Origin of the sequence: Stenomitos frigidus ULC18 (assembly GCF_003003795.1) — a bacterium.
GTDB lineage: Bacteria > Cyanobacteriota > Cyanobacteriia > Leptolyngbyales > Leptolyngbyaceae > Stenomitos > Stenomitos frigidus_A.
The window spans coordinates 1-12,948 of record NZ_PVWK01000080.1 but is presented as its reverse complement, the minus strand read 5'-3'; the positions used below and the strand labels follow the sequence as shown (position 1 = coordinate 12,948).

The following is a 12,948-nucleotide window of genomic DNA, read 5'->3' as shown; positions in this document are numbered from 1 at the left end:
TTATGGCAATGATGCAGGTTGATGCACCCGTGCAGTCGTTTCTCACCGATTTTTTTGCCGCTTGGCCGTTTAATCATCTTTCTGCCGCCTTACAGAAACAGATCGCACCCAAACTGCGGTTGTGTTCGTTTCAGTCGGGAGAATTAATTTATCCATCCAGAGAGCTCCCTTCAGCCGTTCACTGCATCGTACAGGAGCGCGTGCGGATTCTCGGCCCGACCTCCTACCAAAGCCCAACGCTAGAAGTGGTGGGTGAAGGTAGTGTGATTGGTTGGGACAGCTTGCTACGGCGCGTGTCAGCAGGATCTGTACGGGCCGCTATGGCATCAGCAGAGAACGATCGAGAGGTTTTGACATTGGCGTTATCTGCCGATGAGTTTGAAACGTTGGCGTTAGAACACTTGATGCCTGTGCTGATGCGGCGCGTCAGCCTGATGGAATTGTTCGATACGCTGTCTCGTGCGCTGGCTAAGATGCCCGATCGAGGCGCAGACATCAACCTGACTGAAGTCGTGCATCATATTGATCGTGAAAAGTTAGCCACTGTGCAACATTGGCACCCCGAAGCCAAGCAGTTGGATGCCCTGGCACCCAATTTATCATCCGATCGGGTTTGGCTAGTGAGCGGTGGTGAATCACTGAACCTGCCGATCGGGGCACCTTTAAAGAGCATCGATCAATTGCAACAGATGCGCCCTTCACGGTTTCCAGTGCGTTTGCTAGGGATTGATCGCACGTGTTTGGCGTCCGCTGTCCTGAATCGAAACATTCCCAGTTTGCCAGCTGCAGCAACATCCTCTATCACGCCAGTGCTCGACCTTAGCCTGCCAGAGGGACCGTCAGACAGTAGCATGACGCCTCTGGTTGCCCCCTCAAATGCCAAGGCTTACCCCATCTGGAAAGCAACCCTGCCTGACCAGATTGAAGACGTGGTGGCTTGTTTTGGGATGGTCTGTGAGCGCTTGCAGGTGCCGTTTCGTGCCGATTCGCTGCGGCGCTCCTTAAAGCAACAAACGCTCGACAAATTTGAACCCTTTGATCTCTACGTACGCATTGCTCAAGCGATCGGGTTAAATGCCCATGTGGTTCGCTTTACACCCACAGCAGGCGGCATTAACCGATTGCCAACGCCAGCCCTGGTTGAATGCAGCAACATTCTTGCGGTGCTACATGATGCCACACCGACAACGGCTGTCATTGGCTCACCGCGTACAGGCCTGCTGCGGTTGGCTCCGGCTGAATTGGCATCACGGCTGACGTTAGATGCGGCTTCGTCGGGCAATCGTGACACGGCAAGCTGTCGAGCGATCGTGCTGGAGCGGTTTGCCAGTACCCCGACCAAGCGGTTTGGCTTTGATTGGTTTTTACCACTGGTGTCTAAACAGCGGGGCACTCTGATTCAGGTGCTGCTGGCTTCAATCGTCATTCAACTGCTGGGTTTAGCCAACCCATTGCTGATTCAACAGGTCATTGATAATGTCATCATCAAGGCAAATGGCGAAGCCATGTCGATGTTTGGCGTCTTGATGGTTTCGTTTGCCTTTGTTGAAGGTATACTGACCATCTTGCGAACGTATCTACTGCTCAGTACGACCAACCGCATGGATTTGCACCTGGGCGTAGAACTCATTCGCCACTTGCTGCATTTGCCGCTCAACTTTTTTGAGAAGCGTCCAGTGGGTGAACTGTCATCACGATTACTGGAGTTGGAGAATATTCGTCAATTCATGACGGATACAGCAATCACAACTGTAATGGATGTCGTGTTCTCGGTCTTCTACATCGGGGTGATGCTTCTCTACAACGTTCAACTCACGTTTTGTGTATTGGCAACGGTGCCGATCGTGATTCTTTCGACCTTGCTGATGTCAACCATTCAGCAAAAGCTGATCCGTGTGAAGGCAGAGCAGGGTGCGCAAGTGCAATCCTATATGGTCGAGGTGCTGGGTGGTATTTCGTCGGTTAAAGCTCAGCATATGGAATCGCTGGTGGAAGCAACCTGGCGCGATCGCTACGTGCAGTATCTCACCAGTGGCTTTACCACTTCAACGATCAACACCGTCTTTTACTCCTATAGCCAATTTCTGAATACGGTGAGCAGCTTGCTTGTGCTATGGGTGGGCGCGTCACTCGTGCTGAAAGGAGAGCTGTCTCTGGGTGGCTTAATCGCCTTTCGGATTCTGACAGGCTACGTGACTGGACCACTACTGCGTCTGGCACGACTCTGGCAAAAGTTTCAAGAAACCTCACTTTCGATGGAACTGCTGGCAGATATTGCGGATGCGCCGATGGAAGGGGAACTCTTGCAGGAAAAAACCTATCTCCGGATGCCTGCGATCGAAGGTCGTGTTCAGTTCAGCGATATCAGCTTTGGGTTCAAACCAGGGCAACTACAGCTAATGAACGTGAATTTAGAAGTGCCACCCGGTACCTTTGTGGGCATTGTCGGACAAAGTGGCTCCGGTAAAAGTACGCTGATGAAACTGTTGCCCCGCTTATACATGCCACAGAGCGGCAGTATAAGCATTGATGGTTACGATATCAACAAAGTGGATTTAAGCTCCCTGCGATCGCAAGTGGGTATTGTCTCTCAGGATGCTGTGCTCTTTCAAGGCAGCATTCGAGACAACATTGCGCTCTTCGAAGATCTACCGGATGAGTTGATCATCGAAGCTGCACGAATCGCAGAAGCACATGATTTCATCATGCAATTACCAGAGGGCTACGCAACGCAGATTGGCGAACGCGGTTCATCACTGTCAGGCGGACAACGGCAGCGGATTGCGATCGCTCGTGTGGTGATTCGTAATCCTCGACTGCTGATTTTTGATGAAGCAACCAGCGCTCTAGACTACGAAACGGAACGACGCGTTTGCCAAAACCTGATGCAGCGTTTTCAAGGCCGTACCTGCTTTTTCATCACCCATCGTTTGAATACGATCGCCCATGCAAACTGGATACTCTTTATGCAAGCGGGCATCATTGCAGAGCAGGGAACGCATCAGGAGTTAATTGCCCGCCGTCAGCTTTACTACTGCCTCTATGCGCAACAGTCACGCGAAGCGTAACTGGAAAATTATTTACCTGGAGAAGCATTATGAGCCGTCATTGGATACTTAACCCGTTTGGAGCACTGCAAAAGCAATACCGGGCAAAGCTGGATCAAGTTGAGCAAAATCTAGAACTCAAAGCCATCAACTTACCGTCCGTTGCTCCCTGGACAAAACTCATCACGCAGGTGATTTTAGTCGGTGTTACGGTTGGCGCGGGTTGGTCGATCGTCGCACGGGTTGATGTTGTGGTGACGGCAAGCGGCAAACTCGAGCCTCTGTCACAGTCACAGGTGATCCAATCACGAGCGGGGGGTGTCGTCACGGCTGTGCTGGTGAAAGAAGGGCAACAGGTAAAACAGGGTCAGCTATTGATGCAGTTGAGTAAAACGTCCCTCTATAATCAAATGCAACAACTGTTGCTACAGCGCGATCGCTTAGTCAAAGAAATTGCGGTGCTGCGAACGGCGCGCGAGGGCAAACCCTTAGCGATGCTGGGTAGAAGTGCAACTGGCGTACCACCCGAACTGATCAACCAGGTACAAACACGACTGCTGCTGGTCGCTCAACTCTCAGGCGACCCCAGCAACCTATCGCCAGAGCAGCGTCAGCGCTACGACCTCTTTGAGCGGCAATTACGTGAACGACAGTCCATCACTACTCTACAAGATTCAGACAGCCAGGCAAAAATCAGTGAAACGGAAGCACAGCGAACTCAAACAGAGTTTCAACTGCAAACAGAACAAGAACTGCTGGCACGGTTGAAGCCTCTAGCCGATCAAGGAGCCATTTCTCGCGTTAATCTGCTGCAACGTAGATTGAATGTGAGTGAACTCCAAAGTCAGCGCGCCCAAACGCTCTCGAAACGGCAGCAGCTAGAAATCGGTCGGGTGCAAACCCAGGTCGAAGATAGTAAGCAAATGACCGACACGATGCAAGATTTACAGCGCCAGTTGGGCGCCTTAGATACAACCTTTGACGCCACCATCAAAGACGGTCAGCGTCAGATGATTGAAGTGAATGGAAAATTGAGTCAAGTGCAGCTTGATTTGAAGGCACAGGATTTGCGGGCTCCTGCTGATGGCGTCGTTTTTGAATTGGGGCCGAAGCTTCCGGGCGTTGTGTCTCAGCCTGGTCAAACATTATTGCAAGTGGTTCCTAATGAATCGCTTACGGCACAGGTTCGCGTTGCCAATGCAGATATCGCCAATATTCGTGTGGGTATGCCGGTTGATGTGCGCATTGATGCTTATCCGTTTACGGAATTTGGTTCTGTGAAAGGGGTTGTCTCGAAAGTGGGTAGTGAAGCGATCAAGTTGACCGAACAAGCTCCAGGCCCGACTGTGTTCCCGATCGAAGTGCAGCTCGATCGGCAGTTCCTAGAGCGCCGATCGCAACGGTTTCCCTTGACACCCGGCATGAGTATTGCGGCGTTAGTGAAAGTCCGTCAGCGGGCACCGATCAGCTATGTCACCGAAGAAATCACGAAAGCATTCGATGGGCTGAAATCGGTTCGCTAAGCGAGCGTGGCTCGATCGAGCCCAAACCCATCATGATCCTTCTGTTTTTAATTCATGGTTTGAAGCAGTGCGGCGATATTCCCTGTTGATAGCGTCGTTGAGATATGAACAATCCACACATCTGCCTCTTATCGCGGCCTCATTAATTCATTCAACGTACTCAACCCCTTCTCGATCAGGGTGCTCTCCACGTCAATCTTTGCCCTTAAGATGTGGTGACACCATGACTGTATTGTTTGACAACAAAGCACCGATTTCTACCAATACACCGATTTCTACCAATAGTATTGATGCTGCAGCTCAGCTTCAGCACCTGCACATCAGACAAGAGCTACAACAAAAAATTCAGACTGCTCTACAAGTCGCTAAAGATTTACCGCCAGATGATTGCCTCAAGGCCATTGAAACGAGCCTTTTAGCAATCCAGGCCTATTGCAGAACGGTTCAAAAGACCTTCATTGTGGTTGAAGAGAAAGTCACCTGCGACCAGTACGAATTAGGTGGACGTCAGGAGGATTCAGCTATTCTTTTTCGTGGTCCCAATAGGGAGGCCACCGTGGCAATCTGCGTCACAGCGAAAGGTTCTCTACTGCATCGCAATGATTATCCGTGGACGATCTACCGCAATGCTGGAGATGTTAATCCGCTAGAATACCTTTCACTTTCATAGGTAGAACACAAAAAAGGGCACCAATAAACGGTGCCCTTTCTACTAACTTCAAAGCAATTGCTTCACCATCAGAGTGCCAGGTTGTCGGCGTAAACTAGCCGAGTGGCCGATCGCAACTCAAACAGCATGTACTCTTCCATCACGCTCCAAAGAAACGCACGCAGCGTCTTTTGCCGTGCTTCAGTTGGAATCGTGTAGGTAAACGGTGCATCACAGGGCTTTAGCTTAGCCAAGTGGTTTTCGCAACCACAGCCGTGTTCAAGAAAATAGCCATATTGACTCGATACACTGTCAATCAAGCGCCGGAGCATCGATACGTATCCACCATGAAGAATCGCATCAAATTTCCGGGCAATGCCCAGATCTCGCTCGCTGAAGCGGAATGATCGCACCTCAAACAAATCCGATCGTTGCAACGGATGTAAAAACGTCCAGTAGAACGTTGCAGGCACATCATAACCCAGTTCATTAAAGAGATCGTTCACTACATTAATCAGTGCAAGCCGTTCCTGATTCTGCTGATCGTTGACCGATAGCGACTCCCGGATCTGTTGCATATCAGGATAGCTTTCTGGCAAAAAGGCCTCGCCAAAATGAGACACGGCTTCCCATGCTAACAGTCCATTACCTTTGCAGTAAGCGTCCTTTAAATGCGCTGTATCGGGACGCTCTGCAAACAGGATATGCCCCTGCTGATTTTTTGCCAAAAACACTTGCGCCATTGCAGTATAGACGCGTGGCTCAGTCATCCAATCGCTAGCTACAATCCGTTGCCAACTTTCTGGCATTGCTTCCAACGGCACAGCGGGTTCGCCGTTGATCGTCATCAAGTTCAAGGGGGAAGTTGTCATTGTCGATCGCATCAGAAAACATTCTCCTTGCCGTAGATACAGCCGATAAATTATTGGAGCAAGAACTCATGCCTGGTTTGAGCAAACAGCCTTGACTCGCATTAACTATGCCATAGACCCAGCAGATGCGCTACCACATGCAATATCGATTGGTTTGAAACCGCATGCTTAGGTGTCTACGACTGTCAACGATAGTGATTAATCTATCTAAGAACCGGTATAAAACTAAGGTAAACAGCTTGTCTTTGTATAAGTTTATGCGTTAAATTATTTTATAGGAATCATAAGCATCTCTAGTTAAGAATTTAGATTCCTTCGTCGGAATTCAGAATTTTTGATGGGTTCCATATTCTTTACAGCCGTCGTAATGTTTAGGTCTACGATCGCCTAGCACTACCAAAAGTGGCGATTGACTGCAAGAACCTGCATTTACCATTCTGATTAGATTTCAGACTGTGGTTCGATACGGCTTGACAATCAACGTCAATTGATTTGCTTGACAAGCCGTTATTGGTTGAAAAGCAAAGTGTAAGCTTCAGCCACTCATCATCGTTCCAGGCTCGAAACCTCAATGCTGATGCATGGCAAGCTTGCTATACCATCTTTCAACCTTTAAGGAGTTTTCTGGAAGGCTTTGATTAGCTTATTCCTATAATCTTCCGAAGGAATCATTGCTACTGACAACGTTAGTATTTGCCGTTTGAATTTAGCGTTTTAACGGCTGCTCTAAGGTGTGATCTACGGCATGAATCGATTAATTAATTGTTATTCAAGCTGCATATTGACTGTTGCTTAAGTTTCTTGTCGAAGCGCTTCAGCACTTCAGTTTTTGCAAGCTTTGTCTCAATTAGTTTAATCGACTGATTGTGTTTTTACTTGTTTTATCTTTTAGGAGCGATCATGGAACTACTCGACCAGAACCAACAGAAAACCAACGAACTGTCGGTTGACTCAAGCAATCTTTCCCCGAATGCTTCCGGTCTTAAGACTTCTGGAAGTCAGGCGAAAGGTTCTTCACTTCTGGACTCCAACTTTAACGAAGCACTCAACCAGAACCTTTCAGGTTCTGACACCGCTCCAGCTAAAGCAGAAGCCTCCAAAGCAGTTACTGCTAAGGGGTCTTCCGATATGGCGATCGAACAGAAAGATGGAGAAAAGATGGGAACTTGTCAGTTTGCTGGCACAGCCGCGTGTAACTGCAATAAAACAAAGTCAAGTGGCTCAACTGGACCTGATGATCACGATCATACAGGTGCAGGAGCCAGCCGCGAAAACCACGTTGCCTTAAGCCAAGTTGATGTTGTACGCGGTCTCGATCTCGCGAAGCTGAAAAAAGAGGTTTCGTTTAAGGATGACATCGGTACCAGAGGTGACTTTTTGATTCCAGGTGCTGGTAGAAACACCGTCATTGGTACCGGCGATAAGGATCTGATTGATGGGCGCGGTGGCGGCTTCAACACCATTACAACGGGGGGTGGCAAAGATAGCATTCTCCTCGACAGCAAGACGACTAATCTGATTCTAGATTTCGATCCAACCAAGGATCGCCTGCTCTTTACTCAGGGTATGGATCTCAACAACATTGTCATCGCACAGGGGAAAAACCCAGGTAAGGGAGGTGTCGACACTCCGCTTGACTCAGTTAATAACACATTAATTATTGACAAGTCTGATGGGCATATCCTGGCATCGTTGTCATTCACAAAGGCAACGGCATTACAAGGCATAGAACAGAGCGAGCGAAAGGGCTTTAGCCTGGTCGATGACAAAGTTTTCGACACGCTCAATGAGGTGAAATTCGGTAAGGTACAGGAAGGAAACGGACAACTGACCGGTACGCGTGGCCGTGACAAGTTGGTTGGCGGCAAAGGCGATGATTTTCTCTACGTGGGCGATGATGGCTTTAAGCTGAAGACGGCAAAAGGCGGCGGTGGGACGGAGTTTCCCTTTAAGACCGACAGCCCTGGAACGTCTGAATTAACGCCAACGTTGAAGAATGGCGTCCTCAGTTTCACTGGTTCTTACAAAGACTTTGATGGCGCTCCGCTCTTTAGCCAGGGAGAAAAGGAACTCGATCCCAACGCCAAGATTCTCAGTGGAGCCAACCCCAAAGCATTGATGGATGGCTTCTTGAAAGTTCCTGTAGACAAAGAAGGTAATGCCATTTCCGGCACACATCTGCACTTTAGTACGGCCGGTGACAATCGCGGTAACTTCGCCGATGCAACGGTTGTTCGTTACTTCGAGAATACCCCAACTGATGCTAAGTCTGGCAAACTTAGTGGCACGTTTGAACTCTCCCCTCAAGAGCAAGCCGCCTTCCTGGCTGGCAATCTGTACGTGAATATCCACTCCAACATTGACGTTGATGGTGACGGCAGAGCAGGCTTTGCTACCGGAGAAAATCGCCTCAACTTCAACCAAAACGTGGTGCGTCTCGTCTAGCGCCTGAGTTGTAGTGAGCATCACGCCACAGGCCGCAAGCCTGATGGTTGAGCGCTAAAACCTCTAAGCCTGATGGGTTGTTTGTCCATCAGGCTTTTTTGCTCAAGAACCAACCTAGATCAGTCGGATTGCGTTTAGTTGGGGTGAGTTTAGTTGGGCTAAGAAAGGCTGGAACCAAGACACTGGGCAGCATTACTCGCTCAGCGTCATACGCTTGCACGCCGTCAACCGATTAATTAGAACCCCTTTTGACGGTTCGGTTCCAATTAATTGAGATTTAATTCTAAAATCGATCGATTAAGCCTTGCCAATAGATGTACATTTGCTATAGTTGGAGCGAAGAGACCACAATAACCGAATTGCTAAGGATTGCAAGTCTCTAGAGGCTTAGTCAGCTTTTCACTTCTTACAGACGCTGTATCACTTAATCCACTCATCACCTGAAGCTGTCGATAGAGCGGTCTGTATTCCGGCATTTACCATCGATTGCATCTAAGACTTTAGGCGACTGCACAGTTGCATACGATGCTAGTTGGCCTAAGCCGATAAGTCATGTGTATTCAAGCTCGCAGTGCACACTTCAGTGGCCCAAAGCTTTCCTGAGACTCGCTTCCTCGCATTCGGCTTGTGGCACCTTTACATTCTGTTCTCACACTTTAAGGAGTCCTTATGGACGGTTTTGACAATAAGATCCATCAAGAACAACACAATGCTGGTGGAATCGCAGATCCATCACTCAGCAAAGCTAATGATGCTAATTTGGCAGCCAGCTCAAAAGGTTCTTCAGTGTTGGCTTCCGACCTTGAACAATCGCTGAATCAAACGCTGTCAACTGATGAAAAAGCCGCTGCTCCAGCAGCCACCATTGGCGTTGACGATCACGATCACGCCCCCAAGGTTGGTCCGTTTGAAACTCATGTGGATCTAAACAACGTTGCTAATGCCAAAACGTTAAATGCTAAGCAAGTTGGCAAGCAGGGTTCCTTTGAAGGTAGCTTTGGTGACAAAGGTGATTTTCTAAATCCTGGTGGTGGCAACAATACCGTCATTGCTGGCGGTGGCAATGATGTCATTCGCGGTGCTGGGAAGGGTCTAAACACGATTACCACAGGGACTGGTAAAGACACCATCATCTTGGGTAAGGAGACCACCAACCGAATCTTTGATTTTGACCCAACCAACGATCGGTTCGTTCTGCAGGGCGTCAACCCTAAAGATATCATTATTGCTCAAGGCAAAAACCCCGGTAAAGGTGGCCTGGAGCAGCCTCTTGACTCTGTAAATAATGCGCTAATCATTGATAAAAGGGAAGGTCACATTCTCGCATCATTGACATTCGCCAAAGCCTCTGACATCAATGAGAGCCACTTCTCCAGACTTACAGGTGAGGCAAACGAGAGCCTGAAGAATGAAGCACTCAAAGCAGATGGGTTCAAGAATCAGCGTGGTGATGGCAAACTCACTGGCACACTGGGGCACGATCGCTTGATTGGCGGCAAAGGGGATGACTTCCTCTATGTGGGCGATGATGGCTTTAAGTTTGGAACGGCAAAGGGTGGCGGTGGAACAGAGTTTCCCTTTAAGACCGACAGCCCTGGAACGTCTGAATTAACGCCAACGTTGAAGAATGGCGTCCTCAGTTTCACTGGTTCTTACAAAGACTTTGATGGCGCTCCGCTCTTCAGCCAGGGAGAAAAGGAACTCGATCCCAACGCTAAGATTCTCAGTGGAGCTGATCCCAAAGCATTGACGGATGGCTTCTTGAAAGTTCCTGTAGATAAGGAAGGTAATGCCATTTCCGGCACGCATCTGCACTTTAGTACTGCCGGTGACAATCGCGGTAACTTCGCCGATGCGACGGTCGTTCGTTACTTCGAGAATACCCCAACTGATGCTAAGTCTGGCACCCTGAGTGGCACGTTTGAACTCTCGCCCGAAGAGCAAGCCGCCTTCCTGGGTGGTAATCTGTACGTGAATATCCACTCCAACATTGACGTTGATGGCGACGGCAGAGCAGGCTTTGCTACCGGAGAAAACCGCCTCAACTTCAACAAAGATGTGGTGCAATTTGCATAACGGTTACGCAGATGGCTAGTGCTATACCCAAACGCACTAGCCTGCAGCCAAGCTCGATCCATCTCCTCGTGAGGCGCAGTGACAAAATTGATCACCTGTTGGGGGGCATCACGACTCCTCAATAGGTTTTCTTGCCAATCGATGAGTCCTTCCACACGATTCAAGCCTTAATTACTATGGAGTGAAGCGATGCAAAAACTAACTTACATCCTGCTGCTAGCCGTCAGTCCTGTGCTCTTAAGTGCATTGACAGCAATGGCCGTGTCCGACAAAAGCGTTACACCAGTTGAACGGTCTTCGTTGCTGGCAAGTGTAACAGTGACTAGCGATCGTCCACAGGCAGACGGCAGCACGCACTTTTTCACAATGACCATGCCAGAACGCACAGGAAAGCGGTTCACCAAACTATCCTTCTCGTTTACAGAACAGAATCAAGAAAAAAGTGTCGCACCGCTTCGCTTCGCTTTAGCCAGCACCAAAGCATTTACTGGTTCGGCTAAAGCGGAAGGAGGCGCGATCGGCATCAAAGACACCTGGATTGATGAAACAGGCGTCCTTTGGGTTGAATTTCAATCACCCATTCCACCCAAAGCTCAACTCACGCTTGCACTTAAGACCCTGCAATCATCGCCTGCAGCCGCTTACGACTACGGCATTGCGGCTTACCCAGAAACCAAGTTTCCGGCTGTTTTTGTGGGCGATGGCAGTCTAACCGTTCGTCAATGACCACAGGTTGCCTACAGTCTCAGGTAATCAGTAGACGCACTCCAATCAACTGACGCACTCTGAACACTCCGGCTGAGGGGCTGCAAAGAAATAACGTCATGGATTGTAGCGATCAGCCGTCAGCGGTCAGCCATTAGAGAAAAGCTGATAGCTGATCCAAAAGTATGCAGTTATTTTTTGACAAGGCCCAAGGAGCAAGAGTGAAAGCGATTGGCTCTCCAATCGACAGAGTCAATACCTTTAAAAGGAGTCAGAATGGCTTGTCCCTTCTGGCTCTTGAATTTTATTCTCAAGTCAGGTTTAGTTGCATGACGAGGCTAGTGCATCGAGAAGCCAGGAATCCCGGTTGCCATCTTGCACATTGCTTGGTTAAGGTTGTTATGTAGTTTACGCAGCTTTACAAAACCACTGAAAGTGGTAGATTCTCCTATGCATGGGGAACGTTAAGGTTTAAAGTTTGCCATTGACCTAAGAGCCTACCGATCGTCAATGATTCGCTGTCTCGACCGCAACCTGGGAAATCGACTATGTCACTGACGGGACTGATTCAAGGGCTCAATGCCTTCCACAGCAACTATTTCAACGATCATCGGGAGCTCTTTGAGCGGCTCTCTGGCGGGCAGTCGCCCGAAGTCCTGTTCATTACCTGCTCTGATTCTCGGATTGACCCGTGCTTGATCACTCAGGCGCAGCCCGGTGAACTGTTTGTGATGCGCAACGTTGGTAATATCATTCCATCCTACGGGGCGGCGAGTAGTGCCGAATCTGCAGGCATCGAGTATGCGGTAGAGGCGTTGGGCATCAAAGATATTATTGTTTGCGGCCATTCTCACTGCGGCGCGATGAAGGGTCTGCTACAAGTAGGTACACTGGCAGAGAAAATGCCTGCCGTCTATGACTGGTTGAAGCGTCATGGAGAAGCAACCCGCCGCCTGGTATTGGATAATTATCCAGATGTAGAAGCCGACGATCTGTTGAAGATTGCGATCGAACAAAATGTCTTGACGCAGATCGAGAATTTAGAGACCTATCCCGCAATTCGATCCAAGCTCCACAGTGGCAGGCTGAATCTCCATGCATGGATGTACGAGATTGAAACAGGCACAGTGTTTGCTTATAACGCACCGCAGCGCTGCTTTATGTTGATGGAAAAGCGATCGTTCCCTGTACCTGATCCATTAATCACAACGGTACGCGCTTGAAGAGAGGGACGAGTGGTGTGAGGCGTTAAGAGGTTTTGAGTTTTGAGTTAACTGAGCAGTCAGCGGTCAGCGGTCAGCTTACTTCTAGACCACTAACAGCAACTGAGGCAATTTCTAGCAAACAAGATGCCCATAGGGACAGGTTTGACACCAAAGCGATTGGCTGGATGCAAAGACGCGGGCAAAACCTGCTTCTACTATTAAGGATCGTGGATTAAATAAAATCGACAAATTATTTGCAGGTAGGGGCGCACGGCCGCGCCCCTACGGGAAATGCCGGAGTGATTAAATTCTTGTTCGTAAACGGTACATTGTTCTCGGAAGTCACCTAAGGATCGTGGATTAAATAACCTGTAATTCTGGCTTTGCCGTGTAATTCCATTGCGGCAAGTATTCATCAAAGATAAT

At 49.0% G+C, this 12,948-nt stretch carries 8 protein-coding genes; 7 read left to right on the top strand and 1 reads right to left on the bottom strand.

Annotated features, from left to right (window positions below; genetic code table 11):
• The first annotated feature begins 2 nt into the window (after nt 1–2).
• From C7B82_RS13695 to C7B82_RS13685, 3 genes are all read left to right on the top strand, one after another.
• The gene (locus C7B82_RS13695; protein WP_245939887.1) at nt 3–3,068 is read left to right on the top strand and encodes a peptidase domain-containing ABC transporter; all 3,066 of its coding nucleotides are present in this window, start codon (nt 3–5) and stop codon (nt 3,066–3,068) included.
• Nucleotides 3,069–3,097: 29 nt separating this feature from the next.
• On the top strand, nt 3,098–4,570 hold the full coding sequence (locus tag C7B82_RS13690; RefSeq protein WP_106256845.1) for an HlyD family type I secretion periplasmic adaptor subunit: 1,473 nt from the start codon (nt 3,098–3,100) through the stop codon (nt 4,568–4,570).
• Between the two features lie 223 nt (nt 4,571–4,793).
• Nucleotides 4,794–5,240 (top strand): hypothetical protein, encoded by a 447-nt coding sequence (locus tag C7B82_RS13685; protein WP_219904376.1) that lies wholly within the window; start codon nt 4,794–4,796, stop codon nt 5,238–5,240.
• Between the two features lie 68 nt (nt 5,241–5,308).
• Here C7B82_RS13685 and C7B82_RS13680 read toward each other — a convergent pair whose 3' ends face one another.
• Nucleotides 5,309–6,091 carry a hypothetical protein gene (locus tag C7B82_RS13680; RefSeq protein WP_106256844.1) on the bottom strand — a complete coding sequence of 261 codons (783 nt, stop codon included), beginning with the start codon at nt 6,089–6,091 and terminating at the stop codon, nt 5,309–5,311.
• Nucleotides 6,092–6,991: 900 nt separating this feature from the next.
• Here C7B82_RS13680 and C7B82_RS33780 point away from each other — a divergent pair.
• From C7B82_RS33780 to C7B82_RS13660, 4 genes are all read left to right on the top strand, one after another.
• Nucleotides 6,992–8,536: a CHRD domain-containing protein gene (locus C7B82_RS33780; protein ID WP_106256843.1), complete on the top strand. Its 1,545-nt coding sequence runs from the start codon at nt 6,992–6,994 to the stop codon at nt 8,534–8,536.
• A gap of 669 nt (nt 8,537–9,205) precedes the next feature.
• A complete protein-coding gene (locus tag C7B82_RS33775; RefSeq protein ID WP_106256842.1) occupies nt 9,206–10,612 on the top strand; it encodes a CHRD domain-containing protein in 1,407 nt (468 codons plus the stop codon).
• 189 nt (nt 10,613–10,801) lie between these two features.
• Nucleotides 10,802–11,338 carry a DUF2808 domain-containing protein gene (locus tag C7B82_RS13665; protein ID WP_106256841.1) on the top strand — a complete coding sequence of 179 codons (537 nt, stop codon included), beginning with the start codon at nt 10,802–10,804 and terminating at the stop codon, nt 11,336–11,338.
• Between the two features lie 527 nt (nt 11,339–11,865).
• Entirely contained in the window at nt 11,866–12,540 is a 675-nt protein-coding gene (locus tag C7B82_RS13660) for a carbonic anhydrase (RefSeq protein ID WP_106256840.1), read from the top strand.
• Nucleotides 12,541–12,948: the final 408 nt, after the last annotated feature.

What these genes read in the sequence shown, in the direction of transcription:
- C7B82_RS13685 (WP_219904376.1), top strand. Translation starts at nt 4,794, where the DNA reads ATGACTGTATTGTTTGACAACAAAGCACCGATTTCTACCAATACACCG.
- C7B82_RS13695 (WP_245939887.1), top strand. Translation starts at nt 3, where the DNA reads ATGGCAATGATGCAGGTTGATGCACCCGTGCAGTCGTTTCTCACCGAT.
- C7B82_RS13680 (WP_106256844.1), bottom strand. Translation starts at nt 6,091, where the DNA reads ATGACAACTTCCCCCTTGAACTTGATGACGATCAACGGCGAACCCGCT.
- C7B82_RS13660 (WP_106256840.1), top strand. Translation starts at nt 11,866, where the DNA reads ATGTCACTGACGGGACTGATTCAAGGGCTCAATGCCTTCCACAGCAAC.
- C7B82_RS13690 (WP_106256845.1), top strand. Translation starts at nt 3,098, where the DNA reads ATGAGCCGTCATTGGATACTTAACCCGTTTGGAGCACTGCAAAAGCAA.
- C7B82_RS33780 (WP_106256843.1), top strand. Translation starts at nt 6,992, where the DNA reads ATGGAACTACTCGACCAGAACCAACAGAAAACCAACGAACTGTCGGTT.
- C7B82_RS33775 (WP_106256842.1), top strand. Translation starts at nt 9,206, where the DNA reads ATGGACGGTTTTGACAATAAGATCCATCAAGAACAACACAATGCTGGT.
- C7B82_RS13665 (WP_106256841.1), top strand. Translation starts at nt 10,802, where the DNA reads ATGCAAAAACTAACTTACATCCTGCTGCTAGCCGTCAGTCCTGTGCTC.